The following is a 22546-nucleotide window of genomic DNA, read 5'->3' as shown; positions in this document are numbered from 1 at the left end:
CATTAGTTCTCTGTCTCTGGGACACTCTGAAAGAAAGAGCTCTTCTCTAGATGTTAAAAAACTATTTAAGCATTATTTGGATTCGTGGTACTGGTGCACTTAAGGCTGACTCCGAGAACTCCTACCTCGGATCACTTTGGTGGGTGCTCGAACCCATCCTTTTGACAGCACTTTTTTACCTCGCCTTTTCCACAGGGCTTAAAGGTGGCGGTAAAGGCACAGACTTCATTTATTTCTTGCTCTGTGCGTTAATCCCCTTCAAGTGGACCTCTTCTTCAATAACTGGTAGTGGAACCTCGATTAGTAGCAACAAAGGTATTCTTAGTCAATTCTACCTACCCAAGTGGATATTCCCAACCACCGTAAACCTATCTATGCTTTTGCGCTTTTCAATTGTCTTCCCGCTTTTGTGTTTGTTTTTTGTACTTAGCGGGTTTAATCTAAGTATAAATTGGATTTTTTTACTGCCAATTATAGTTTGTCAGGTGTTTATTAACTTAGGTCTTAGCTTTATAACTGCCGCTATTGTACCCTTAGTTCCAGATACGAAGCACATTATTAGCCTGGGCGTGACGACCATCTTATTTACCTCGGGTATATTTTTTGATATCAACAGCCGCCCGGAAGCAATTCAAGAAATTTTGCACCTCAATCCCTTCGTCAGCATATTTGACAGCTATCGCGCTATTCTAATCCGGGGTGAAAGCTTGAATAGCACAGAACTTCTGTACCCATATTGTTTTGCTGCTGCATCCTTTCTTTTAGGCTTAGGAATCTTACAAAAATTTGATAGGCACTACCCAAGGACGCTCTTATGAAAGATAAAGTACTCGCCTTTAATGAAGTTGGCGTTTGCTTTCGTAGACGCTTAACCCCCTTTTCTAAAAAGGAATATGTCCTTGAAGATCTTAATTTTGAACTATTTAAGGGCGAAACACTTGGTGTAATTGGCCGCAATGGTGCGGGAAAATCAACCCTTTTGAAGCTTTTGGCAGGCATCATCAAACCTGACAAAGGCCATATTTCACGGTCAAAAGGATTAAGATCTCAATTGCTATCTTTAAACCTAGGCTTTAATAAGAATCTCAGTGGTTATGACAATACTGTAATGGCTCTAGTTACGCAGGGTATGCCTATTAGCGTCGCAAAATCTCTAGTCTCAGAGATTGCACAGTTTGGAGAAATAACACACCTAATGAACCAACCTGTAGGAACCTACTCTGCAGGGGAAAGAGCTCGACTTGGCTTTTCAATTGCAATTCGCACCAACCCAGAGATTTTATTGCTAGATGAAATTTTAGGTGTCGGAGATAAAAAATTTAAAGAAAGATCATCCCACGAGCTGAAAAAAAGAGTTCGATCTAACCAAACAGTTGTTTTGGTATCCCATTCAACTAGAACTTTAAAGAAATTTTGTGACCGCACCCTCTGGATTGATCAAGGTAAAGTAAAGATGCTCGGTTCCACTCAGAATGTATTAGATTCCTACTCTTTAGAGACTGAATCAATATGAAGATATACGTCCATATTGGGTCGGACAAAACCGGAACCACATCTATTCAAAATACTTTAACCAGAAGCCGTAACGCACTAAAAAAATGCGGAATACTTTATCCCCAGTTAGAGAAAGCACCACACCAAGAAATTTTGGCAAGAGAACTCCTATCGGGAAATAAGGGACCTGGCTGGGAAGCTTTTGAGAAACATTTGAAGAGTAGTAACGAGAATGTCATTCTTAGCTCTGAAATGCTTTGCGGAGTTGGCGAAGCAGATATCCTGAGACTCAAAGATTGGCTGAATAGCCACGAGGTTAAAATAATCGCGTATATAAGAAAATCTGACGAATATCTAGAGTCAGGTGCAATGCAACGACTTAAGAGCTGCAAATCAAGAGTTGATTTTTTTCGCTTATACCGAAAGTTAAAATGGCTTCCTGCAATATTTAATCCTCTAGTCTACATTTCTGGATTCAAACCTTTATTCGTATTTAGGTGGTCAAAGGTGTTTGGTAAAGAAAATCTATATGTACGTCCCTACTGTAAGTCGCAGTGGGTAGACGGCAATTTAATATCAGACTTCATGAGTACATTAGGCTTTTCTTCACAAGTTAAAAACCTGAGGCAAATGCCACTCAAAAAAAATATAACGCCGAATATATATACGATTTTTGCTATGTCTACTTTCGCAACCACCTCACGCCCTTCGATGAGGCATCAGTTTTCTGAAGTGATGACCCAAAAATATGGGCAGGTAATGAAGCAACCCGTTAGCAGTCGCTTTAAGAGATATATGGCTTTAGCTATATCAAACATTATACTTAAGCGGGTAAGCAGCGAATTTAATTGCCCTCCTCCAGTTAAGAAAAAATTGTTAGCCGGCTTTGCACCAGGAGAATCATCTATTGCCGGCAAATCCCAACAGCTTCTACTTGAGTTTTCAATACATCAAAAAAAGCAAGTTAATCGATTAAGGAGAAAACTTGCACTTAAAGATGCTCAGCAGCCCCAACCATAACTTATTGCAAAAGTTTGATTTATATACCAATTGGCTCAAGGGCCCAACAATAATGGCTAATAATTGCAAAAATAAACGCATTCTGTTTTTTACAATGCAGTATGGCCCGGGCTACACTCAAGGTACAGAAAGGTATATAAGGAATATAACAAGCGGGCTCAGAGATATAGGTTGTGACATTATAATTGCAGCTGGTGATCCAGAAAAAAAGACTACGAATATATATAGTTCGGAGCTTGCAGGCAAAACTACATTAATTAAGATTCCAACAAAAGGATGGGGCGCACTTGATGGAGCACCTGTAGATTATTACAAAAAGCTGCTGCGTGAGGTTCAACCTGACATCATTCACATGGTGAACCCTGCCCATATTGGAGTTAATGCACTAATAGCTGCAAGAGCCCTTCAGCTACCTTACTTTATCACAGTAACTGACTTCTGGTGGCTATGCCCAAAACATACCTTGACATTAAGCGATGGTAGATTCTGCTCAGGCTTCAGAAAATCAACTGAGTGCTTAAAGTGCATTGCTTCAACACACTCAAATAAAATTATAAAAAAAATATCAACACGAACTGGTTTCAACGTTTTAGCTCAAGGCGCCATCCTGGGTAACAACCTCCTGAAATTTGGTGGCATTACTAAATGGCCGAAGAGAAATAGGTTGCTCCATCAAATTCTAAGTAACGCCCAAAAGGTTATCTGCCTTTCCAAGACAGGAAAATCTCGCCTAGAGAACTTTTTTAGAATTAACAATACCACTTACCTACCAACTGGACTTTCATCCGATTGGTTCTTACCCCCCACTGCAAAGAAAAGCATAGATTCATGTATTAGAATTGGATTTTTGGGTGCGATTGCGCCACATAAGGGAGTGCATCTACTTGTAGAGGCGATGTCCCAACTAGCATATAAGGACGTTGTGTTGAGTGTCGCTGGGAGAGTACATGACAAAGACTATGCCAACTTATTATTTAAAAGTAGCACAAATATAGAGTATTTAGGGGAAGTTGATGAAAAGAGCACCATCTCTTTTCTAGACTCCTTAGATTTGCTAGTAATACCAAGTACTAGTCCCGAAAACCAACCGCAAGTTCTACTTGAAGCCGGCGCAAGAGGGATACCCACAATTTCGAGTAACAGCCCAGGCTGCGCTGAACTATTGGAGGCCAAGCTAACATTCCCAATGAATGACTCAAATTCACTGACTCATCTTATCCAGAAATTTTTGGACAATCCTTCCTATTTTACGCCTCCAGAAAAACCTCTTTCTGTGGCAGAGGTCACGGCTAAGACCTGTAATATCTACTCGGCTAGGAAGCCTATCTTTAGTACAATTTCAAAAATTAATCTTTAAGGCCCAATAAAAGTTATGAAAAAAATACTTTTTTATGAGCCAATGCCAGACATTCTGCGGGCAGAACAGGTATGTGCGCTTGCACAACAAGAAATAAAAGAAGGCAATCAAGTTTTTCTCATAGTCGAAGAAGAAGTTCAGCTGCTTTTTCGAAACGCGCAGAACACCCCTCACACAGTTTGCTGTATAAACATTATAAAATCCATAGTTACCGAATCTGGCGTTCCATTTTTCGCCCTCCCAAGAAATGCGGCATTAAGAAAACTTTTTAATGACTCACCTGAGGCAACCCTGAAAAAAATACAGCAATATAGAAAAGCCGCATATGGGGATATTATTGCCGATTACAACCCTGATCTCATTATCCTCTGGAATGGACTAGTACACTACCAGCAAGACTTTATCTCTTTAACAAGAGCGTTAAACCCAAGACAAGAATATCGCTACATTGAAGCCGGCTGGTTTCCTCAAAAAGGAACTTACTATCAAGATGACAGAGGTGTTAATGCAGAAAGCTCAATCGCTTTTACATGCCCCATCAAAATTTCGACCAGAGAGAGGGAATCGATAAACAACTGGAAGAATAAATACTATACTCAACATGGCAAACACAGGATTAAAGACTGCGGCTATATATTTGTTCCACTTCAACTGGAAACAGATACAAATATTACTATGTTTTCCCCCTTCAAAACAATGGCCGAGTTCATAGAATGGGTAATCAAGAATACCGATGAAACACTAAAGATTATAATAAGGCCACACCCCATTTATCCTGCTATTCCCAAATTAAATGTAAAAGACATCCCAAATAGAGTTTCATTTGATAGCGAGACACCCATTTATAAACTATTAGCTGAATGCAGTGCAGTTATAGGAATTAATAGCACCGTGTTATTGGAAAGCCTGATTTATAACAAGCCTACATACGCACTTGGAAGTGGATTATTTAATTCCTCAGAAGCCATCATCAAACAAAATATTGACACCCCCATAGAACTAAATAGCGGTGAAAATTTAAAATATGAAAGTGATGCTCTTCTGTATTTTTTATTGAAAAAACAGAACAGCATCCCCCTTTTCAAAAAAACTGATAGCAAAACAAACACACCTTCGCCATATGGCAGATTATCTATACTAATTGCAAGGATATATCTGACATTAAGGAGAAAACTAAACACGAAGTAAGAGTTGCCGAGCACACTCTTTTAGCATGGAATACAACTCCTTTGAGCATATAGAAATTTATTGCGATATTACTTTAATACACTATGCAGAAGTACTGGCACCTTAATTATAGACTCCTTTAGTATCACTCCACTATAAACTTTCAACTTATTCCTAGGGGCTGGGGTCCCACTGAAACACGCTACTTTTTTTACCGTGGTCTGGATTACAGAATTTCTACAAACAACTAAACGATGCTAACGGTTGCGAAATCCCTGCAGATGGAGAGTGTTTTTATACTGTCACGATCCCCTTCCTATTTGAGTACCTTTCCCTCCACTCAGTATTTTTATGGCAACAGGTAAGCATACCTAGATTGCCAATATAAGTGACACACGCCTGCCCGCTAGAAATTCTAGTGAGCTCAAGTAATTTAGAGTTTTTTTGGGCAAGTGTTTATTCGAAACACTGCATCGTCAATACGGCTTTTGGGTATCTTACCAATTTTCATACCTTTCGGGAAGAAACGTCTCAAAGGGCCATTCGTATTTTCATTTAATCCATGCTCCCAGGAGTAATAAGGCTTTGCAAAATATATTTTGCACCCCAGTTTCTGCGCAATCGATTGATGACTAGCAAACTCACCTCCGTTATCGAAGGTTATCGTTTTACATATTGCCTGATACGGCTTCAGCATCTGCTTGATTGCCCGACTTACTGTCCTCTTACTCTTGTTGGGCACCCTACGAGTGAGCAACAATTTAGAGATTCGCTCAACTAAATTCACAAGATAGCTATCTTGGTCGTAAACCGTATCGCCCTCTCAGTGACCGAACTCGGTATTTCCATCAACAATCCTAGGCCGTTCTTCAATATCAATACGCTCCGGAATGAGCTTTGTTCCTGCCTCAGAACCTGTACGCTTTCGGTAGACTTTGCCTTTTCGTGGAAGCCGCAACCTCCAACCAAGCTGAGCTATCCAGCGATAAATAGTAGAACAACTGACCGTTTCTCTCATTTCTCAAGCTTCATCCGACCAGCAACTTGGTCGGAACTAGCGTTTTTTAGCTGATGGTCGATTTACACCTTCATGGCGAAATCAAACTTGGTATACTTACGAGCCCCATATCGCCTCCATAACGCTTGGCGATGAGCGCTATCGCGCAATAAGGATGAAAGCGATTAAGCTCTAGGGAGATAGTTTTGTTGGAGCGATTGAGGTGTAGTGCAATGGCTCGAGCCGAATAGCCCTGTCCATTGAGGACTTCGATTGTAGTGGTCAACTATTACCGGACAGTAAGTTAAGTTTTTCTTCCGCTTTTGCAGGTGGTAATCCGTCATTGTGTTGATGGGGACGCTCCCAGTTGTAGTAAGTCATCAAGTAATAGCTGATGTCTCGGCTCGCTTCTGTGATGGCGTTGTAACCGAGAGAGGGTATCCATTCACTTTTCAGACTCCGAAACACTCTTTCCATTGGTGCATTATCCCAGCAATTTCCACGTCAACTCATGCTCTGGGCCATTCGGTAGCGCCACAACCGTTGGCGGAACCGATGACTGGTATACTGACAGCCTTGATCCGAGTGGAACATAACTCCATCGGGCTTTCCTCGATGCTCCCAGGCCATTTCCAATGCTTTTGTCGTTAATGCCGTATCTGGGTGCCCTGAGAGAGCCTATCCAACGATACGGCGAGCATATAAGTCTATAACGGTAGCTAGGTAACACCAGTTTGAGCCAGCCCAGATATAGGTAATATCGCCACACCAAACTTGATTGGGTTTCTCTACATTAAACCGGCGGTCAAGTTTATTGGGTATATCTAAGTTCTCTACGATTGCTCTCTTATATTTATGAGAACCTGGTTGCTTACATACCAAACCCGCCTCACTCATGAGTTTTCGGACTTTAAAGCGTCCAATTGGTATCTCCTGCTCACAAAGTAAAGTTACGATTGTGCGGATTCCAGCAGAGCCTCGGCTGCGCTCGAAGAGCTCAATGACTTTAGAGCGAAGCTGCATTCTGGGTATATCTTTGGAAGGGTTGTTGATCGGCACTACTCGTTCAGAATGGATACTTCACTATCAGAAACTTGAAAAGGTTTAGGTGTCCGCATAATAGATACATTAAACGGATGGTTCGCCATTAGTTACATTACTTTCTGCATGGACCACTAGCTGTTTCACCCAGCGACGGATAGCCGTTGTACCAAAATCCAGCGATCGGGCCGCTTCAGGGATTGAATAGCTTTGATTTACAACTAGGCGGGCAGCATCTAATTTAAATTCGGGAAAAAAGGATCGACGCTGTCTACTCATTGAACACCTCTATCTTCGGTGGCAACTTTACCACCTAAATTGGTGTCCAGGTTTAGTAGACCACTACAAAACCCTAGCTATTTTTTAAAGGTTCTTTAAAATTATTTGTCTAAGCAAGTGGCAGGGCTTATAAATCACTATCCAGCGAAACAGGATAGGGAAATTACTAGGTAAGCTATTACATTTATACTTACGTAAAAATCCAAATAGCCAATACAACCTCTTAAAATATACAAAGAGGACTTGAGAGCCCTCAGCTTCTACAAAGCCTCATTTATACAAGCTCTGTAGAAGCACCAACCTAACTTATTCTATCAATCAGAAATCGTAACCAAATAATGTTACATCAGAAGAAAATCTATCTCCCACCTTGTTTTTTGTGGCTCGCGTATAATATTCACCATAATACCTATGCTTTTTAGAGTTACTAATAAGCATCTCAGGCAAATCCTTCCCCACAAAACCCTCAATAATTTTTGCACAGCTTTTCCAGTGAGAGTTTAAATTCTCCATTCTTAAAATTAAATTTGGCATCAACCTACCATCATGAAAGATCAGAGAAGTTTGTGAGCGCAGATGTATATCAAGATCCTGATCCTTAGTGACACTGATTATATCAACATACTCCTCAAAGGGCATACCAGTATACATACCTAGCTTAAGTAACGGAGGGTGAATATTAGCCCTACAAACTTTATCGTTATAACTAGATACAAGCCTGTCCCAAGGATTTCGCACAACAGTAAACACAAATAAGCCATCAATTTTCTTTGATAGCGCCTTCGAGCTTTTATAATTGAAAGGATATTTCTCTCTATTGTGGATATTTTTTGCCTTGACAGCTTCAGAAAAGTCAACACCTACTAGAGGAGCCAAAACCTTTTTCACACTCGAATTAGCTGCTTTAGGAATCCCAATATATGCAAACGAGTAGCTTTCAAAAAGTATCGTGTTGCTATGACTTACACCGTCCATAAATTACCGCCTGTACTCGCCATGAACTATCAATGAATATATATTAATAATATCTTTTTTGATCTGCCCTCGATCACTCAGCATTTTCTTAAAATTCCTTCTTATAAATCCATTCCCTGTTTTAACATTAACATAATCATATTCTTGGCCTAAACTACCACTTAGAGTTCCGTTAGCCTGCTTCCAAAGCCCTGGGACCTGGCCATTCCCGACAACATACTCCAAACTTCTGCCGCTATACTTGTTCTCAAATGTGACCTCTTTAAACATTACAATATCTTGACGTTCAGGGCTCTCGATTAGCTCTAAGTAAGGCCCTATCGATTCATATGGCTCAAGTACAAACTCAACTCCCAGCCTACAAATCGTCTCCTCCAGATCTAAGCAAAACTCAACCACCCCTTGGTGCAAGTTAGCAGAAAATCCAGATCGGACTTCATCCCCTTCAAAAGGTAAAAACTCAGCCTCAACCTTTCTTTCACTTGTAAACTTACACCTAACAAATGACTGCTCCTTACTTAAGAACGCCAACTCAAACATGACCAAATTTTTTCGGTAAGGATGTTCTGGGCTGTTTATATCCATAAACTCTCCCAGATACCCTGAAGCGCTCATCCCTCTATCAATTATGTTGGACTGAACTCCAGCATATGTAACAAAATAATATCCTTTAAGATTCTCGATACCCATGAACCTAGAAATATAATTTTGTAATGTGCCATTATGCCCGATATCAATGATAGAGCACTTTTCACCATCAAAAGCACTAGAATTACTATAGTATTCCTTGAGGGCAGCCCGCTCTCTCTCAGCAACATCCAACAAGTGTTTTTCGCAAAGACGTAAAACTTCCCCTAACTTTTCAATATCGGATTCACTTGCAGATTTCACCTGCTTTTGGTGCTTAAAAATACTCCTAACTACAGGGCCTACAACCTCAGGATCTAGACCATAGCGGGCAGACAATAGAGTTACTGGGTCAACTGGAGAGAAGTTATTTTTCAGTATACCCAATGCATCATCTAGAGTGTGTATTGAAACAACACTCAAACTACGCCTAGAGGCATATAGATAATGCGTCTTAACACCTGCTTTCCCTGTTTTTTTCAGAAGATTATCGACGACATCTTTAACTACATGGCCATCACGTGACAAAAAGACTAAGTCAGTCACACCATCTTCCGACGCCTTACCTAAAATCCACTTAGCAAAACCATATATAAACAGGCCGACTGAACGATATCCCAGCTCAATCGCACTACCACCACCCACAGTTCTGCTTATCGTTTTAGTCAAGAAACTATCATTTCTTTGAGCTAACAAGCCTTTGAAAATTGAGTTTGAAATCTCATCCGATAGGTAAGCTTTGCTAGAAAGCCTACTAGATCGCTTGAAAAAATCCTCAATACTAGGCAGATGAATCCCTTGTACTCCATGAAGATTTGCTTTTTCAACATCTGAGATTTTATTATCGCCAATATGAACTACTGCTTTAGGTGAAACCTCAAGAGCCTCAATTACTTGAGGGAAAATATTCCCAGTATATTTAGTTAACCCCACCTCTGAAGAACTAAATAACCTGAAATAGCCTTTGTAACCGAATTCTAACAGCAGCTCTTCTATCAGCTCTACAGGATAATAGGTGTCCGTTACAATGATAACCTTTTTGCCCTTAGCCAAGGCGTAATCAAATAGCTTCTTACCGACAGGTCTTACACTTAAACACTTCAAATCAAGTGCAAACTCCCCTCTTTCAAGCTCCTTTCCAGAGGTCTGTAGTTCACTCCAGACTTCTTCCCTAAGAAGCACATCATACCTATCTCGCAGTAAGACTTCCTCTTTTAACCCGCTACTTTCAGCATTTCGTCGGCTTATATTCCTCGCTTTAGAAAAGCTACGAGCAGTTGCTAGTTGATGCTCACAAACCTGCTTAGAAAACAGATCAATGAGGTCTCCAGGCTTTTCTAGGCAACGGAAAACCAAAGTGTCAAAGAGATCAAAGGAAACAAAATCAACCTTATCAATCGACAACTTTATGCTATCTATATCAAAAGCCTGAAACTGCTGGCCAGAAGCTTTAATTGACGCTGCAGCGCCCTCTACACTTCCAGTAGATTTCCTTTTATTTAGCTGAGGGAGAGTCTTGGCAATTTTTGCAACTTTATTATCAAGGGCTCGCACAGTTCTCCGCAAGTTCTCCAATTTATTTATCTCTGGATAACTCCAATAGAACCCGAGCATATCCCTTAGGTTTTCCCCTGAAGTCAAATACTCAACGTTTGGGGCAGAGGTTGTCGCAATTACTGGAGAAAGCACCTCGGACCAAAAGCGAGGGTTAACTATACTTTTGAATATCGTCACATAGCTCCTGGTTGAATACTTCTCATACAGCTCCAATACAGGTCTATGCAGGAATTCTACTTCTTTCTCAAAATACTTTGCTTCACATGCGACAGAAGAAGAAATGGTAAGTACTTTCTTCACATCAGGATGAGCTAAAAGGTGATACGCGGGATAGCTAGTCAAACTAATATTAGAGCTGCTCTTAATATACTCCAGAATACTTTCATCACCACGCTTAACATATGGATGGCGACTATATAACACTTCGGCATATTCATTTGACGCCTTATCCAACCTATCAATAAAATCTATTGCCGTAAGCATCTTGCCATTTTTAGCAACAGCCTTGTCATATAAAGTCTGTCCAATAAACAGGGCGGTGTTTGGTTTTATACTGACCTTATCGAGAACTCGCCGCCAGCCTTTATAGGTAGATATCTTATATTTAGTGGCATACTGATATAAATATTCTTCATTTAGCTCATATTTTTTCAGAGCTTGAAAGACTTCTTTTTTAGATGATGATACCCCAAATAATATATCATCCAAATATCTACATGGATGCAACCAGATGTCAACATATGCAATGTCAGCGCGGATTAAAACATCTCGAGTTTGCTCTGAAAGCTCATACCCGACAACCAGGGCATCGCCCAAACACTCTTTCAAGTACTGAAGGGAGTCAGTATTTATAGAGCTAGCATCATAGTGGTATTGCAGCTCCTGTATATCGAGAGAAATACCAGATTTCTTGAAAAAAACCGAACGATTGAAAGTAGCCCCACCAAAAAAATCGCTTCTAAGAGCTGCCGGGCAAATACCAGTACTTAGCTCTATAGGTCTTTTTAGCAAATCAAAAAACCACCGAAGATTTGAGTCTTGCTCATCTTCACGGGTCATTAAGAAATCTGATGAAATATAAACATTCATATATTGCTGCAACTTCAATTTAATATTTAATAATGAACTTAATACACAACACGCTTTATAGCTCTAAGTATTTGACGTGCACATCATAAATCAATTTCATTCAGCCCAACCAAGCTTGGATCTGCATGTTTCATAGAAGTTATGATCTATAGGATGTATCAAGGTAAGCCTATGGGGCTTTTTATGTATTCGAATAATATCACCAGGCTCAGTAACCACTTGATCATGACCATCACACGTGACGTAAGGCCTAGCTATACTCTGCCCGCCGACAATCAATTTAAATTCGCTACTTCCTTCCACGACAATAGGGCGACTGCTAAGCGTATGCGGGTTAAGTGGAACCAGGACAATCGCATCTAGCTTAGGATGCATTATTGGCCCCCCCCCGGACAAAGCATATGCTGTAGAGCCCGTAGGTGTGGAGATGATTAACCCATCAGACCGTTGCGTATAAACAAACTGCGAGTCTATATATAAATCAAACTCTATCATTCGAATAAATTCGCCGGGGTGCAACACCACATCATTTAGTGCAGAACCTTTACCGATAGGCTTGCCATCACGAGTAACAGACATATCTAATAAAAAACGGCTCTCGGCCATGTATTTACCTGACAAAACCTCCCCAACTTTCTGTTCAACCTGATCAGGTGTAATATCTGTTAGAAAACCTAAACGACCACGATTTATACCTAAAAGAGGAACACTATATCGCGCTAAGGCCCTTGCTGCCCCGAGAAGACTCCCATCCCCTCCAACTACAATTACAAGATCACACTGCTCTCCTAACCGCTCTCTTGATGAAACAAGCGCACTATAACCAGAAACAAATACAGCTGTGCCTTCCTCCAAAATAACGGTATAACCAGCTCCCTCGAGATAAGCAATTAAGCGTCTTAAAGAGATAACAGTACTTTCACTTTCCGCTCTCCCAATTAACCCGACATTCTGAAATTCCGACACATCTCCCCCGTGGCGCTTTGGTCGCCGTATCTTTGCAAATACAACAACTATCTCTAGCTGCCAGCCGCTTAGCTAAAAGCAACTGGCGCTCAACTCCCTATTATGCCGTAGACGTGCAAATGAGTCGAACCGACCAGCAGTTCTTATGTGATTGAAAGGTCAATGATGACTAGGTTACTGTATTTTCACTGATATCCACGGCAACCCTGTAAGCCGCCAGAGTGAATCAAAAGCACCCTGCTGCCCCTGCCAAGCTTACCTGCCTTTGAACAAATAGACAGCGCCAGAAATAACTTACCTGTATACACGGGGTCTAGAGGGATTCCAGTCCCCCTCTCAAACTTATCAATAAATCCCCTTAAGCTTATTGGGAACTTCCCGTATCCCCCACAGTGAAGCCCCCCTAATAATGTAAAACCACTCCCGATCGCTAAGTTCTGCCGACTTACATCATGGGCAATTTCACGGTCGAGCAAACTTGTCGATGTTCCCCCAAGCTGATCCAACCACAGAGAAGCACTAGACTGTATGCTGCCACCAGCCTTAAGTACCTCAACACCAACAACTGGAATCCGCTCCAGGCCAGCAATCAATCCGGCAAAGGTGGCTCCAGTTCCGCAGGCAACCCAAGCTTGATCAAACTTTACCGGTGAAGTCTCCTTTATCACCTGACCCAATAGTTTTGCCCCTTTCACTCCAAGCAGCCCTGCTCCCCCCTCCGGGACAAACGACAAAGATTCCGCGTCTATTCCAATTTCACGAAGAAATTCAACCTCTTGCCTGCGGCGATATTGGGCTCTTGTCACAAAAACTAAACGCATTCCCAATCGCTCAGCATCCTGCAGAGTCGCACTGAGACTGGGCGGTCTTTCCCCCCTGATAATCCCCAATGTAGAGAAACCAAAGCGAGCCCCTGCTGCGGCCGTTGCGTGGATATGATTAGACCAAGCCCCACCGCAAGTCGCTATTGTCTTCACCCCCCCCTCCCTAGCGTCAAGTAAACTAAAAATCAGCTTGTACGCCTTGTTTCCGGAAAGCAAAGGGTCAAGCTGGTCATCTCTACGGACCCATAACTCGACTCCTGGAAATAAATGACTACCGACACGATCATAACGAACCTTCACAGCTGCCTTAGTAAAAACTTCCAAGTCCAAGTGCTCAAGAAACCCCATAAAACCCACCAGAAAACCAGTTAAACTATTTTTCCCGCCAATTTACCAGATCGCACATCTCCAGGTATGCAATAGTCACAAGAGCACTCACGGACAACAACTTATGAAGCCAGCTCATATTTGAAGAACGAGGCAACAAGAGAAGAAGGGGCTCGATAAAGAGCCGGAAATATTGAGAGGGAACAGCAGCTACAGCCAGACACAAAAAAAGCCCTCACATGTGAGGGCTTTTTTTGTGTCTGGCGGACCGGACGGGACTCGAACCCGCGACCTCCGGCGTGACAGGCCGGCATTCTAACCAACTGAACTACCGGTCCTCGGTAGTAAACTTCCTCTAAGGAAGTTGGTGGGTGGTACAGGGGTCGAACCTGTGACCTACGGCTTGTAAGGCCGTCGCTCTCCCAACTGAGCTAACCACCCTGTGCTCTTTGTTTCAGGGGCCGTGCCCCCTTGAGCGAGGCGCATATTACCCGACTGTAGATTCCTGTCAACAATTTTCACGCCAAATAATCACGTCCGATTAATTTCCATCCGATTCGTCTGGTAAAGAGACAGGAACCCCCCTCATTTCCGCTTCTTCAGTACTTGCCCCCTGCAAGACCTTACCCTGCCGGTAGTCTGGGTCTAACAGATGCCCAGCTATCTTCACTGGGATCCCCCTCGGTATCAGCTGCTCTTTTGGGCGGGCCAAGTCTTGCTCGTTGTAATTACACACACCGGTAGGAAATATTCTCTTTAGATCTGCCACACGACTGGAAATTTCTTCAGTGAATGGACCGTAGACCCCCTTCGCCAACGCCCGCTCAACCGGCTGTAAAGCGCATTTAAAGACATCATCGGTCACCGGTGCCCCCGCCACTTGCCTTGATGTACTATGGATCGGGTATACCCTCATACACTTCCCGGGAGCCTGGCTATTCCAAGGCCCATTCCAGACCTTGTCTCCAGACGCCAGCAAATTTCCTTCCTTGTCAAAGCATCGGTCATTGGCGTCATCCGGGCGGTTCTCCACTACACCTTTACCTGGGTTTTCTATGATGCTCTGCATCCAACGGTCAACTAAATCCAGCGCCTCATGCAGCGGGTTGTAGCCTTTGTCACTCATCCAAATCAGTTGATTCTCCGCATGTCCACGGGCACGCCGAATACGCTCGCGTGCAGAAAAAGAGGCAGAGCTGTGGTGCATATCAGGCTCTTTATCGAGGTAGTGCCGCAAATCAATAATGGGGATCTCTACATCCCCCAGGAATACGTGCCCGGAACGATATATTCCATTAATAGCCTCCAGACTTGCGCGGCTGCGCTTCGCCGGCTTTTGGAGTGTTCCCATATTGAGGTTTTGCTCGCTCCAAAGGGACAAGCGAACCGGAAACATATTCCCATTCATAAACCACAACTGCTCTTGGCTCTGGTCTTCTGGTGCTTTCCAGCCACCTACAGCAGCATTGACACGTAAAAATGTATCTATATTGATTTCGCCGTTCACCAGGGCTTTCAGGCCGTACTGCACCCCCTCATTGTCCCAAGAACTATTTGCGTACCCTGATGCGTTTGCACCATAAAACTGGCGAAGGTCCTCCCAGTGCGTCCAATGCACTTTTGGGACAACCTCAGCAGCGAAACTCTTAGCAAAGTGAACAAAGTTAGGGTTATTAACCAACGGTACTAAGCCTCGCCACCCTTCGACGCATTCAGTGGTTCCCTGCATCCTATCTCGGTAGCGACTATCAAAAATCCCAGCAAAAAAGCTCAACACTCCAAATTTACTTGAACCATTCTCACTGGCAGCTAACCCCTGGATAACCGTGCGCTCCTCTGCTTTTTTCCAGCGTTGATTCTGCCTATCCACAATGTCAAAGAAGTACTCCAGTGGCTCACAGTCGAAGGCATAGATTGTTTGGGACACCATATCTGGGTAGGAATACAAGGGGATAGCGGCATCTAAGAGGCCCGGAGCATTCTGCGCAAATAGATACTGCTGGATCGCTCCACCTGACCCCCCAATGCCAACGGTGTACATTGGATCCCCGTATAACGATACAAATTGCTTTTTCACTCTACGAGCAGTGTCTTCTGCCAGCCACATGTTGTAGTGGTTTCTAGTCTGATTGGCGGTCGAATAGACAATCGCATAACCGCGCGCAAGCTCATCCATTCGCCGCGTGGTGATATCTCCTTTGTTGATTTTTCCCTGGCGCCCTCCAATGCCTACGCCACCACGAAACTGATAGATCAGCCGCTTATTCCAGTTACTACCACTTGGCCTACCTGCAGACTCACCCTCTCCCCTTAATACTGCTATTGCATAAAAGTGACGGTTGATCGTGCCTGTCTCTACACGAACAATAAAATCTACCTGCTTCCCGTTTACCGTCACCTTATCGATATCATTTCTGGCCTCATGCAGATAGTGAAACTGGCCATCAGTGGTACTACGGTAAAAATAGGTAACCTCTGTAGCATGACTGCAATCCCGGCTATACCCAATAACCTCTTTTGTCTTCCTGCCCTTATCATTTAGAGCAAAGATAGGCACCCCTTCACCATCCTGGTTGTCTACCAGGGGCTGCTTATTTGTAATATTGTTTTTCCCGCAATAAAGAGGGTACCTGGCTGGGCCACTGAATAGAGTCTCTACAGGCCCGACTTCTCCCAAGCCAATAGGAAATGGGAAATATTCAGGCGGGCGGGACATCATTCGGGGGTGAGGGCCGGAATAAGCTGGCGCAGGTTGATAGTCCAACACCCCTTCAGGAACCTTCAACACCGGAGCATCTACGCTCCCGTGGACTTTTGGCAGCTGGTTATACCCATACCAAGCTGCTGCCCCCAGGCCCACTAGCACCAAGAGCAAAATAGAGAGTATCCAGCCTCTCCTAACGGACATAAGCGCCTCCACAGGAAACATCACTTTCTGTACAGCTTGAGTATATGAACGGATGTCCCAGGCTACTGGCAGTTGGCGCCGAGGAAGACTTAAAGAGGGCAGGACTTGTAGAGCGGTGCGCAGAAGCGCAAATATCTTTAGGACAAAAACAAAAAAGGGGATCTAGTGATCCCCTTTTCGAAAGCAGTGCCGCCTAGTCTTTAGCGATAATGCCTTTCTCCTGGAGAGTGGAGAGAATCACTTCCACTTCCTCTTCAAGAGTCATTTCAGCAGTATTCAGGTGCAATTCTGGTGAAACAGGTGCCTCATAGGGGTCATCAATACCAGTAAAACCTTTGATCTCACCTGCGCGAGCTTTCTTATACAAGCCTTTGGGGTCGCGTGCCTCAGCCTCTTTCAGTGGGCAGTCTACGAACACTTCCATATACGGAAGATCACCTGCTTCATGCATCTTTCTTACTAAATCACGATCTTCACGGTACGGACTGATAAAACTGGATAAAACAACCACGCCAGTATCCGCAAACAACTTAGAAATTTCGCCTACACGTCGGATATTTTCCTGGCGGTCCTCAGCTGAGAAGCCAAGGTTAGAATTGATGCCCAAGCGGATGTTATCGCCATCCAGACGGTAACTGAGCACGCCACGAGCAGCCAGAGCCTTCTCTACGGCAACAGCCACAGTGCTCTTACCAGAGCCCGAAAGGCCGGTGAACCAGAGAGTCACGCCTTTGTGGCCGAGGATACTTGCCCGGTTTTCGCGGGTCACATCACCCTTATGCCAATGGACATTGGTCGCTTTTTGCTCAACTGTAGCTGTCACTGATTACTCCAAGTCTTGAATACAATCCTAGTGTCACAGGTATCAAGCATTTCATTGCACTCTGTGCCAATGCCTGCCTGTGATATGGGCGCTAATTATCGAGTATTTGGGCGGTAAGCGTAAAGCCCTCTGTTATAACGTGTCTATTCAACTCAAAGTCTTGAGTGCATAAGCAACAAAGTGGCATTGTTCTAATAGTGGGACCGAATGGGCAAAATAACGCTATAGACAGGACTTTTTTGCTTGGAATCTGCTCCAGTGGTACTACTGCAGGCAGCATCATTTAAACCATTCTACCACTACCATCCCTTCGTTACGCGAAGGCCGAGCAAGACATCAGAGTGTTACACTAACCCATCTATAACTAGGTACTTCTATTAGCTATTGAGTGAAATAAAGAATGGAGCAAGAAGTATCACTAGTCACAAACGCTCGCAACCAATACCCACCTACATATTTTGTAAATCTATAAATTCTCACCGGAGATGTAAGCTCCTTCCGTCAGCTCCTTTTACTCGCTCCAATGAATAATATGCCGTTGAATAATCATCAGCTGGGGAGCCAAAAACAGGTAGGAAAATTTGACAAGGAGGCTCCTATGCAATGCTACTCTCCTTAACCTCAAGCAAAGAAACTTAGTAGCACCGCTACCCTTTTGGACTAGCTAGGCAAACTAAAGTAGACCATTCAAATCCATAGACAATTGGTTATTACAGTTAACACAAAAAACTATTATTCCTTACAACCCGAATACAATAAAATTATATGATATTAGAATTAAACTTGTCACCTGCCGATAAAAAGCATCGTTTAATTTCAAGTCATCGACACCCTCAACTTTTTCACACGAAGCGAATAACCCCCCGACAACTGCGCAGGTTTTCTCATTCATCATATTTGCGGAAGGCTACCGAGTGACGCGCTTTAATCTAGTTAAAAATACAAGTTCCATGGTAATCTGTGAGCCGGAATCGAGAAAAAACAGCCCTATATTTCTTAGGGTCTATAGTCAGTAAAGGAGGATGCTCAACGATGAGTAAAGGGGTTTTAAATAGATTTAAAATTCGCAAAGGAAAAATTTTTGAAGCCCCGCTAGAAGAGGCATTTGGTCGCCTGGTTACTCCTTTTGAGGAATTTATTCATCGTCAAAGCAGCAGTGGTATATTACTAATGCTCTCTGCGCTTATCGCTTTGATTGTTGCTAACTCTCCCCTACAAGAGGCTTACAAGCACCTACTTCATATGCCTATTGCGATAGGTGCAGGAGACTGGACATTTTCCCTTTCCCTACATCACTGGATCAATGACGGCCTAATGGCCATCTTTTTCTTTCTAGTCGGCTTGGAATTAAAACGAGAGTTTCTTGTGGGAGAACTCTCAGATCTCCGTCAGGCAGTACTACCTGTGATGGCCGCTATCGGCGGCATGGTGGTGCCCGCCCTACTATACAGCTCCCTTAATTTAGGTACCGAAGCCGGTCCAGGCTGGGGTATCCCGATGGCAACAGACATTGCCTTTGCAGTAGGCTGTATTGCACTACTAGGCAACCGTGTACCACGAGCAGTAGTGACCTTTTTGGTCGCACTGGCGATCGTAGATGACTTAGGGGCAATTCTCGTTATTGCCATCTGGTACACAGAACAAGTAAACATGACAGCACTCATCGTATCAGGTGGCCTGGTTGCAGTGCTCGGGCTGCTCAATGCTGCGGGGATTCGCCGATCCGCAGCCTATGTCTTTGTTGGAGGTCTATTGTGGTACGGACTTCACTCAGCTGGTGTCCACGCTACTCTCGCTGGTGTCATTACCGCTATGGCATTACCTGCCAAGCCAAAATACGATCCTGTAGCATTTAGCACCTTCGTAAAAGATATCATTCGCAGCTTTGACCGCTGCTTCCGCCCAGGTGACAAGATTATCGCTAACGATGATTTACGAGCTCGCGTAATGGGCTTGGGTAATGGCGTCAACTTAGCCCAATCTCCGCTACAACGCATGGAGACTCGCCTGCACATTCCGGTCGGGTTTGTAGTGATACCTATCTTTGCACTAGCTAACGCGGGAATTCCGGTCGACAGCTTCAGCAGCTCCGAAGCAGTACTCAACCCGGTAACTCTCGGGGTTATCTTTGGCTTGGTGGTCGGTAAGTTACTTGGGATTGTAGGGGCCACTTGGGTAGGTTGGAAGCTAGGCTGGGGCCAATTGCCCAAAGCGGCGAATTTCCAACATATTGTCGGTGTAGCATTGCTCGCAGGTATTGGGTTCACCATGTCCATTTTTATCGCAGAACTAGCATTTAGCTCACAAAATGAACTGCTTATTCAGGCGAAAGCCGGCATTCTGCTTGCATCGGTTATCGCTGGGACAGCTGGCTTTTTGGTGCTGCGTAATGCTCCCGCCTCAGAAGGCAATGAAGTCAAAAGCGAGGAGTCAGATTACCCGGCCCAAGCTACGTCCAACTAAACAGCAACATTCAAAGTAGGCCGGGCAAACTCCGGTTGCCCGGCCTACAAAAAGCGTCATCACGAATTAGGAACGAATAGAAGGCAAACTTTAAGTCAACTATGTCCCTATAACTTAGATTCGAACCAAAGTTACATCACAATGTGCATAGTTCACTATGCTATTAGCGGTAGAACCAATCAGGGAACTCAAACCTTTCTTGGAGTGAGTTCCCAGAACTATCAGATCCACCTTCCTTTTTTCAGCTTCCTTACAGATAACCTCATAAGGCTTTCCTACTTTAAGGGCCCGATTTCTCTTGCTAACCCCAAAGTCTTCCGTAATCTCCTCAAACTTCGGAATTGCACTCTCTTTCAACTCTTTTTGATAATCCTTGGGCAGGAAGCTATAAGGCAGTACATTTAAAACTACTAGCTTGCTATCAAATTTCTTAGATAGTTCTACCGCTTTAGACAACACATGCCTCCCTTCTTGAGACGCTTCTATAGCGCAAAGGATAGTATTGTACATATTCCCCCTCCAGTATATTTGACTAATAACAACTGAACTTATCGAGCACCAATTCCACCACAGCTTAAATGAAAAGAGTTCGAAGCACAAAGAGGGAAAATTAAAAAATCAACCTAATACCACCTATTATCTATTCAACCCGAACGGACTAAAGCCTCGATTATGGCACAATTCTCAAACACCATAGGAGGTCAAAAGTTATCATTTTCTTGACTAAACCTCCTGCGAACTCTAAATAATTAATATTAAACGATGAACATCTTTATCCGCGCAGATGATATTAATAGAAGAACTATCAACTTCAGAAAAATGTATACCTATTAACATCTCATTTACAGCCCTGCACTCGAAACAAAGCTTCATTTCAGAAGCCAATTGTTTCTCCAACAGGATTTGCATTACAAAGCACGGTGTCACTCAAAGGCCGAAAGAAATCTGACATGAAAGCCTCATGTGTGGCGGCTATGACTTTTTGTTAGCTGTCTACGCGTTAATGAGATTTACTGGAAAGTAAGGGGGCTCTTTTGGCTTGCACAATGGTAGCAGTAAAGATTCAACGTGGTAGTTACAAATATCCCTATGGACTAGAAGACACTCCCAATTCCCTCTCGACTGTATATGCACGCGGTAATATTAGCTTACTTAAGTAGCCTAGCATTGCAATAATTAGATCCAGAGATACGACAAAAACGGAATGAAAATAGTTCAAAAAAATGGTCAGCCATATTTCTTCTAGAAACAATGTCATCGTCAGTGGGATAATTCTAGGAGTTGACACAGCAGCCTGCAGGAAACGCTAGCTGTAGTGGTCTAATCCTTCCGGACACTTCGCTAAGATGGTAAAACTACCAAGCGAGGTGAAGTATGACAACAAAAGGTACACGTCGGCATTTCAAGCCGGAATTTAAGAAAGACGCCGTAGCGCTAGTCTCTGAGCAAGGGTATTCAATTTCTAAAGCAGCAGAGGTTGTAGGAACAACAGCCAATAACCTGCGACGCTGGATAAAGGAACTGAAGCAGGAAGAAGACGGTGTGAGGTTGGATGTAGGTGAGCGCGCAGAATTAGAGCGATTACGACGTGAAAATAAGCAGTTGCGGATGGAGAAAGAAATCCTAAAAAAGGCCAGCGCCTTCTTTGCGAAAGAAATGAAATAAAGTACAGCTTTATTGAAAAACAGCAAGGCAGCTTTCCTGTTAGGGTGCTCTGCCGGGTAATGCAAGTAAGTAAAACTGGTTATTACGATTGGTGTTGCCGTGGTAATAGCTCAATAGATGCTCAAACATGGCAACTATGCCATCGTTTGAAGGCCCTATTTGCAGAATCTAGACAGAGCCTGGGAAGTCGTCGGTTAATGAAGCTGTTACGTAAAGAAGGCTTTGAAGTCGGGCGCTATCGAGTCCGCAAGCTCATGAAAAAGCTAGGCTTGGCAGTAAAGCGTAAGAAGCGATTTACACTGACGACAGACAGTAAACATCACCTGCCGGTCGCAGAGAACCTTCTGAATAGGGAGTTCTCACCGAGTGCTAAAAATCAAGTTTGGACGACTGATATTACATATATTTGGACTTCGCAGGGCTGGTTGTACTTGGCGGTAGTGATTGATCTCTATTCGCGCCGGATTATTGGTTGGCATCTAGATCGGAAGATGGAAACGGCCCTGGTAACTCGTGCGTTGATGATGGCTGTCAATTTGCGTTCGCCCCCAAAAGGTCTCCTGCATCACTCTGATCGTGGCAGTCAGTATGCCAGCCATACCTACCAAACGTTATTGAGTCAGCATGGGATGGTGTGTTCAATGAGCCGTAAGGGAAATTGTTGGGACAACGCACCGACTGAACGTTTCTTCAGCAGCCTGAAGCGGGAGTGGGTAACGGGAAACCTATATCCGACAAGGGAGGATGCGGTAGCAGATGTAAGAGCCTATATTGCTTATTACAACTCACGAAGAATACATACAACACTGGGAGACCTAGCCCCTATCGAATTTGAGAAATGTGCTTAAAGAAGTGTCCGGTTGGAGTTGACCACAACAAGCTTCTAAAGGTGGAACAATTGCAACCTCACCTACGGATTGCATACAGAAAACCCAAGATCAAATTATCAACTAGCAATGTAAGTATT

Annotated in this window: 16 protein-coding genes, 2 tRNA genes and 1 pseudogene; 7 read left to right on the top strand and 12 right to left on the bottom strand. The window is 43.5% G+C overall.

Annotation, left to right across the window (positions count from 1 at the left end):
- The first annotated feature begins 50 nt into the window (after nt 1-50).
- The 5 genes from ACJJIS_RS07385 to ACJJIS_RS07365 are packed head-to-tail and all read left to right on the top strand — an operon-like array spanning nt 51 to nt 5059.
- Nucleotides 51-818: an ABC transporter permease gene (locus tag ACJJIS_RS07385; protein WP_475709877.1), complete on the top strand. Its 768-nt coding sequence runs from the start codon at nt 51-53 to the stop codon at nt 816-818.
- Entirely contained in the window at nt 815-1513 is a 699-nt protein-coding gene (locus ACJJIS_RS07380; RefSeq protein ID WP_475709876.1) for an ABC transporter ATP-binding protein, read from the top strand. The genes ACJJIS_RS07385 and ACJJIS_RS07380 overlap by 4 nt, the downstream gene beginning before the upstream one ends.
- Nucleotides 1510-2514 (top strand): hypothetical protein, encoded by a 1005-nt coding sequence (locus ACJJIS_RS07375; protein ID WP_475709875.1) that lies wholly within the window; start codon nt 1510-1512, stop codon nt 2512-2514. Before ACJJIS_RS07380 ends, ACJJIS_RS07375 begins: the two co-directional genes overlap by 4 nt.
- Nucleotides 2480-3871, top strand: coding sequence for a glycosyltransferase (locus tag ACJJIS_RS07370; protein ID WP_475709874.1), 1392 nt, complete (start codon nt 2480-2482; stop codon nt 3869-3871). The genes ACJJIS_RS07375 and ACJJIS_RS07370 overlap by 35 nt, the downstream gene beginning before the upstream one ends.
- A 15-nt stretch (nt 3872-3886) precedes the next feature.
- Complete coding sequence (locus ACJJIS_RS07365; RefSeq protein WP_475709873.1) at nt 3887-5059, top strand: capsular polysaccharide export protein, LipB/KpsS family; 1173 nt, start codon at nt 3887-3889, stop codon at nt 5057-5059.
- Nucleotides 5060-5471: 412 nt separating this feature from the next.
- Here the strand turns inward: ACJJIS_RS07365 and ACJJIS_RS07360 are convergent, their stop codons facing one another.
- The 11 genes and pseudogenes from ACJJIS_RS07360 to cysC form a co-directional block, all read right to left on the bottom strand.
- On the bottom strand, nt 5472-5825 hold the full coding sequence (locus tag ACJJIS_RS07360; protein WP_475709872.1) for an IS30 family transposase: 354 nt from the start codon (nt 5823-5825) through the stop codon (nt 5472-5474).
- Nucleotides 5826-6126: 301 nt separating this feature from the next.
- Entirely contained in the window at nt 6127-6321 is a 195-nt protein-coding gene (locus tag ACJJIS_RS07355) for a helix-turn-helix domain-containing protein (protein ID WP_475709871.1), read from the bottom strand.
- Nucleotides 6318-7355, bottom strand: a pseudogene (locus ACJJIS_RS07350) (IS3 family transposase). The gene ACJJIS_RS07355 and the pseudogene ACJJIS_RS07350 overlap by 4 nt, the downstream one beginning before the upstream one ends.
- Nucleotides 7356-7673: 318 nt before the next feature.
- Nucleotides 7674-8330, bottom strand: coding sequence for a sulfotransferase family protein (locus ACJJIS_RS07345; protein WP_475709870.1), 657 nt, complete (start codon nt 8328-8330; stop codon nt 7674-7676).
- A gap of 3 nt (nt 8331-8333) precedes the next feature.
- Nucleotides 8334-11603, bottom strand: coding sequence for an HAD-IA family hydrolase (locus ACJJIS_RS07340; RefSeq protein WP_475709869.1), 3270 nt, complete (start codon nt 11601-11603; stop codon nt 8334-8336).
- Nucleotides 11604-11699: 96 nt separating this feature from the next.
- Nucleotides 11700-12569: an NAD(+) kinase gene (locus ACJJIS_RS07335; RefSeq protein WP_475709868.1), complete on the bottom strand. Its 870-nt coding sequence runs from the start codon at nt 12567-12569 to the stop codon at nt 11700-11702.
- 185 nt (nt 12570-12754) lie between these two features.
- On the bottom strand, nt 12755-13741 hold the full coding sequence (locus tag ACJJIS_RS07330) for a 1-aminocyclopropane-1-carboxylate deaminase/D-cysteine desulfhydrase (protein ID WP_475709867.1): 987 nt from the start codon (nt 13739-13741) through the stop codon (nt 12755-12757).
- Nucleotides 13742-13981: 240 nt separating this feature from the next.
- Nucleotides 13982-14058, bottom strand: a tRNA-Asp gene (locus ACJJIS_RS07325).
- A 27-nt stretch (nt 14059-14085) separates the two neighbouring features.
- Nucleotides 14086-14161: transfer RNA gene (locus ACJJIS_RS07320), tRNA-Val, on the bottom strand.
- A gap of 100 nt (nt 14162-14261) precedes the next feature.
- The gene (locus ACJJIS_RS07315; protein WP_475709866.1) at nt 14262-16628 is read right to left on the bottom strand and encodes a DUF6351 family protein; all 2367 of its coding nucleotides are present in this window, start codon (nt 16626-16628) and stop codon (nt 14262-14264) included.
- A 193-nt stretch (nt 16629-16821) separates the two neighbouring features.
- Nucleotides 16822-17451 (bottom strand): adenylyl-sulfate kinase, encoded by a 630-nt coding sequence (gene cysC, locus ACJJIS_RS07310; RefSeq protein WP_475709865.1) that lies wholly within the window; start codon nt 17449-17451, stop codon nt 16822-16824.
- A gap of 1032 nt (nt 17452-18483) precedes the next feature.
- Between cysC and nhaA the strand changes: the two genes are divergently transcribed.
- Nucleotides 18484-19914: a Na+/H+ antiporter NhaA gene (gene nhaA / locus ACJJIS_RS07305; RefSeq protein WP_475709864.1), complete on the top strand. Its 1431-nt coding sequence runs from the start codon at nt 18484-18486 to the stop codon at nt 19912-19914.
- Between the two features lie 114 nt (nt 19915-20028).
- Here nhaA and ACJJIS_RS07300 read toward each other — a convergent pair whose 3' ends face one another.
- On the bottom strand, nt 20029-20424 hold the full coding sequence (locus ACJJIS_RS07300; protein ID WP_444933558.1) for a universal stress protein: 396 nt from the start codon (nt 20422-20424) through the stop codon (nt 20029-20031).
- A gap of 864 nt (nt 20425-21288) precedes the next feature.
- Here ACJJIS_RS07300 and ACJJIS_RS07295 point away from each other — a divergent pair.
- A protein-coding gene (locus ACJJIS_RS07295) for an IS3 family transposase (RefSeq protein WP_475708187.1) occupies nt 21289-22427 on the top strand; the annotation gives its coding sequence in 2 pieces (ribosomal slippage) (nt 21289-21538 and nt 21538-22427; 1140 coding nt in all).
- Nucleotides 22428-22546: the final 119 nt, after the last annotated feature.

The sequence above is a fragment of the Microbulbifer maximicatervae (SeqCode) genome, from assembly GCF_056231245.1.
This window is presented reverse-complemented; position numbering and strand designations above follow the sequence as displayed.

Bases quoted from the DNA above. Each gene is read 5' to 3' on its own strand.
- ACJJIS_RS07385 (WP_475709877.1), top strand. From the start codon at position 51: ATGTTAAAAAACTATTTAAGCATTATTTGGATTCGTGGTACTGGTGCA.
- ACJJIS_RS07380 (WP_475709876.1), top strand. From the start codon at position 815: ATGAAAGATAAAGTACTCGCCTTTAATGAAGTTGGCGTTTGCTTTCGT.
- ACJJIS_RS07375 (WP_475709875.1), top strand. From the start codon at position 1,510: ATGAAGATATACGTCCATATTGGGTCGGACAAAACCGGAACCACATCT.
- ACJJIS_RS07365 (WP_475709873.1), top strand. From the start codon at position 3,887: ATGAAAAAAATACTTTTTTATGAGCCAATGCCAGACATTCTGCGGGCA.
- ACJJIS_RS07345 (WP_475709870.1), bottom strand. From the start codon at position 8,330: ATGGACGGTGTAAGTCATAGCAACACGATACTTTTTGAAAGCTACTCG.
- ACJJIS_RS07340 (WP_475709869.1), bottom strand. From the start codon at position 11,603: ATGAATGTTTATATTTCATCAGATTTCTTAATGACCCGTGAAGATGAG.
- ACJJIS_RS07330 (WP_475709867.1), bottom strand. From the start codon at position 13,741: ATGGGGTTTCTTGAGCACTTGGACTTGGAAGTTTTTACTAAGGCAGCT.
- ACJJIS_RS07315 (WP_475709866.1), bottom strand. From the start codon at position 16,628: ATGTCCGTTAGGAGAGGCTGGATACTCTCTATTTTGCTCTTGGTGCTA.
- nhaA (WP_475709864.1), top strand. From the start codon at position 18,484: ATGAGTAAAGGGGTTTTAAATAGATTTAAAATTCGCAAAGGAAAAATT.
- ACJJIS_RS07300 (WP_444933558.1), bottom strand. From the start codon at position 20,424: ATGTACAATACTATCCTTTGCGCTATAGAAGCGTCTCAAGAAGGGAGG.